The organism is Kitasatospora sp. NPDC001660 (assembly GCF_053596725.1).
In genome coordinates this window covers 1-3434 of record NZ_JBSFGU010000124.1, presented here as the reverse complement: position 1 = coordinate 3434, position 3434 = coordinate 1, and the positions used below count along the sequence as shown (strand labels likewise).

At 67.8% G+C, this 3434-nt stretch carries 2 protein-coding genes and 4 pseudogenes; 4 read left to right on the top strand and 2 right to left on the bottom strand.

Annotated features, from left to right (window positions below; translation table 11 throughout):
* Nucleotides 1-515: 515 nt before the first annotated feature.
* Nucleotides 516-1349, top strand: coding sequence for a hypothetical protein (locus ACWCXH_RS39785; protein ID WP_449806395.1), 834 nt, complete (start codon nucleotides 516-518; stop codon nucleotides 1347-1349).
* A 107-nt stretch (nucleotides 1350-1456) separates the two neighbouring features.
* Here ACWCXH_RS39785 and ACWCXH_RS39780 read toward each other — a convergent pair.
* Nucleotides 1457-1573, bottom strand: a pseudogene (locus ACWCXH_RS39780) (IS21-like element helper ATPase IstB); the annotation flags it as partial.
* Here ACWCXH_RS39780 and ACWCXH_RS39775 point away from each other — a divergent pair.
* Nucleotides 1557-1676 (top strand): annotated as a pseudogene (locus ACWCXH_RS39775) (ATP-binding protein); the annotation flags it as partial. The pseudogenes ACWCXH_RS39780 and ACWCXH_RS39775 overlap by 17 nt on opposite strands.
* A 255-nt stretch (nucleotides 1677-1931) precedes the next feature.
* Here the strand turns inward: ACWCXH_RS39775 and ACWCXH_RS39770 are convergent.
* A pseudogene (locus tag ACWCXH_RS39770) lies at nucleotides 1932-2330 on the bottom strand (winged helix-turn-helix domain-containing protein); the annotation flags it as partial.
* Between the two features lie 54 nt (nucleotides 2331-2384).
* Between ACWCXH_RS39770 and ACWCXH_RS39765 the strand changes: the two are divergent.
* Nucleotides 2385-2552: pseudogene (locus ACWCXH_RS39765) on the top strand (IS256 family transposase); the annotation flags it as partial.
* Nucleotides 2552-2914, top strand: coding sequence for a hypothetical protein (locus ACWCXH_RS39760; protein WP_449806394.1), 363 nt, complete (start codon nucleotides 2552-2554; stop codon nucleotides 2912-2914). The pseudogene ACWCXH_RS39765 and the gene ACWCXH_RS39760, both read left to right, overlap by 1 nt.
* Nucleotides 2915-3434: the final 520 nt, after the last annotated feature.

The window sequence follows — 3434 nt, the reverse complement described above, 5'->3', positions numbered from 1 at the left end:
ATAGCAGTAGTACCGGCCGTCCTAATGCCTCCCTGTGCCCAGGCCCTTCAACAAGCCCATATCCAGGAAGGCATCTGCACATCATGGTAGACGACGCAGGGCCCGACACGCCCCCGCCCCCGACCCCGCGCTGACGACCAGGCCGGAGCCGACCCCGCCACGGCCCACCGTATTCAGGACGGCTCCACTTCCCGGCACCGGCGGTACCCGGCTCATCCCGCTCACCGACGAGCAGGGCACAGTGCTCCGGACCGGGCACCGGCGATCAAGAACAGCGACATCACAACGGCCACGAGACCGACCGGGCCGGCGCGGTGCAGCGGAAACACACGCCGCAGCAGACCCAGGGCCGCAACGTCACGAGCGGTGCGGAGATCGACGCCGAGCACGCACTCGGCGAGACCGGCGGGGCGCTACCACCGCAGCCGGCCCACCACCACGACCACCGCGGGAGGGAGCCGACGATGACCGGCACGGCCCCGCCCCGGGACACACGGATCACGGAGAACACCCCCATGGCCACACTGAACGGACGCCCCGTACTGACCCGCAAGGAGCTCGCCGACAAGTACGAAATCAGCATCAGCCACCTGGAGAAGCTGTACCGGGAGCGCGAGCACAACGGCCACCCCGAGGCCGCGGGCACGATCAGCCGCGCGCTGGTCTGGTATGCCGCCGACTGGCACCAGTGGTACGAGCGTCACAGGCACGAGCGTCACGCCGACGTCGCCGCGCTGGAGAGCCGCGCGGACCTGCGAAACCGTACCGGCGTGGGCCTGAGCACCCTCGCATTCCTGTGGAGCGACCGGGAGAACAACCAGCACCCCGAGCCGGAGAAGACCATCGGCAACACCATGTACTGGAACCCGAAAACCTGGGACACCTGGTACCAGGGCTACAAGGCGAACCAGCGGTGGCGCACGACCGTCGACCGCAGCGGGAACGCCGAGGACCTCATCTCGCTCTCCGAGGCCGCCCGGGTGCTGGGCATGGAACCGGCCAACATCACGAAGTACCCGGCGATGCCGCCGAAGCACTGGCCGGCACCGGTCGAGGAGACGACGACGGCCAAGGGCTTCGTCAAGCGAAAGTACCGGCGCGGCGACATCTGGACGTACGCCGAGCGCCGAGAGCGCGGAGGAGGCCGCCCGGCCAAGGGAACGACCAAGCCGGACCCCCGCTACCCGTACGACGGCGACCCCCGTCTCGACCAGGCCCGCGCCGCAATCAAGGCCAACCCCGAAATTCCCGCGACCCGACTCGCCGGCCGGCTGGCCCACGAACACGGCGGAACCCCGGGCACCTGGTCCCACATCATCCGCAGCGCACAACAACACCCCGAAGACTGACCCGTGGCGACCAGCGGAGGGGTGCTTACCCCGTAAGCACCCCTCCGCTGCCGCCGCCGGTGTTCATCGATGAGTGTGGAACAGTGCGGTAGTTCCACCGCTGGTGATCAGCTGCTGGCGCGTTCGACTTGGGCCCTGGTCTGCGCGAGGCGGTAGGAGTCGGTGCCGGTCTTGATGATGTTGCCGCCGAAGGTGAGGCGGTCGACACTGGCCACCGCCATCCTCGACCGGCTCCTCCATCACTGCGAAGTGATCTCCATCAACGGCCCCAGCTATCGGCTGAAGAACCGCCTCGCCGCCATCGACCGGGACGCCGACGCAGCCTGATCAGTGAGCGCCGACGTCGATGACGAACTGAGCGGTCACCAACCGCACGAAGCTGGAAGCCGGTGCCCGATCAGCGACGACGCATCGATCGGTCGCCTTCCGGGGCCGCTCGTTGCTCCGGGCGGCATAAGCGGGTGAGCATGCCAGAGCGACCGCCCCGCCGGGGCCTGTTTCCCGGAAACAGCCGGACGCGAACGAGCTTGGAGCCGGCGCGAACCCGGGTCCTGATGTCGGTTCGCCGACCTCGCGCGCAGGCCTCCACAACTCGACGGCCGCGTCGTCGCGCTCGATCGCCCGGCGGGCTGGCTGCTGCCAGGACCAGCCGTGCCGCCTGAGCAGCACCCACGTGCCCTTCGCCGTGTAGGAGACATGGAACAGCCGGCCAATCAATGTCTTCACCCGCGCCAGAGTCCACCGCTGGTCCTCCCAGCCATGGACCAGCAACCCACGCTCCAACTCCCGCTCAAGCCAAGTGATCTGGGCATCGGACAGCTTCGGGCGATCGGGCGAGCCCTTCGAGGCGACTCCTGCCGCACCGCTCTCGCGCCACTGCCGACGCCAGCGCTCAACCGAACGCACGCTCACCCGCAGCGCGGCCGCGATCTCCCGGTTCTTCTCGCCTGCCTCGGAGCGTTCGACGGCCTGCTGCCGGATCCGCTCCCGCGCGGCCCTCTCCGCGTCGGTTACTGACCTCGGCGTTTCAAGGTGAAAGGCGCCGGCTCCCGCGCGGCGGGGCTCGCCATGGTGTTTAAGCTCGTCGAGTCGGCTCAGGCCCACTGGCGGGCCGTCAACGGCGCCCACCTCGTCCCACTCGTTCGCGCCGGCGCACCGTTCAGCAAAGGACGCCTGGCCGAACGCGAGGAGCTCGCCGCCTGATGGACACCCACGAACCGATGACCGACGAAGAGCTTGCCGAGATCGAGGCGCTGGCAGACGCTGCAACCCCGGGCCCTTGGCATGTGCGTCAGCTCGACGACGACTTCGCGATGAGCCTGGTCGCGATCAGCACCGTCCCCGACACCGGAGCTGGCGAACGCTCGCCCGACTTCGGCCACCACGAGATCGTGGCTGCCACCCTCGTCCAGCAGCCCCGCTATGTCGATATCGCCGATGAACGCTGGGACGAGAACGCCCAGTTCATCGCCGACGCCCGCCAGAACGTTCCACGTCTGATCGCCGAGATCCGACGGCTCCGCCAACTACTCGCAACCAGCGACCACGGCGTCGCCGGAGCCTGAAATAGATCGCCAGTCCACAGGTATTGACAGTTCCTCGCGACCGGATCGGTTGAGACGAGTTCGGAGCCGGAATCCCAGCTGGTCAGGGCTGATCCGCGTGGCCCCACGCTGATCGTCTCAGTTGATGTGGTTCGCCTCTGGTGCTTCGAACGGAGACTGCTCCTGCCCCCGTGCTGTGGGTGGCGCCTGATCTACTGCCTGTCGACGAACTCGAGTCTGAGGGGAAAGCAGTGGGTGTTCTGACTGACTACTTCCGCGCGGTGGATGCGGCATCGGTTGTACAGGCGCTTGAGCGGACGGACGGCGGGTCCCCGCTCGCCGAAAAGCCCCCTGTCTTCGACGGAGTCGAGGCCAAGCACATGGATCCGGGCGTTGTCCTGGCGATGCTGATCGCTGCCATTCGTCAGGTCCAGTGGCGAGTGGACCTAGTACTGCAATCACAGTTATGGGGTGTGGCCTCGGCGTTTGTAGTGGCTGAGGCGGGCCCGGGTCTGGCTGAGGCGTCTCCACCATGACCAGC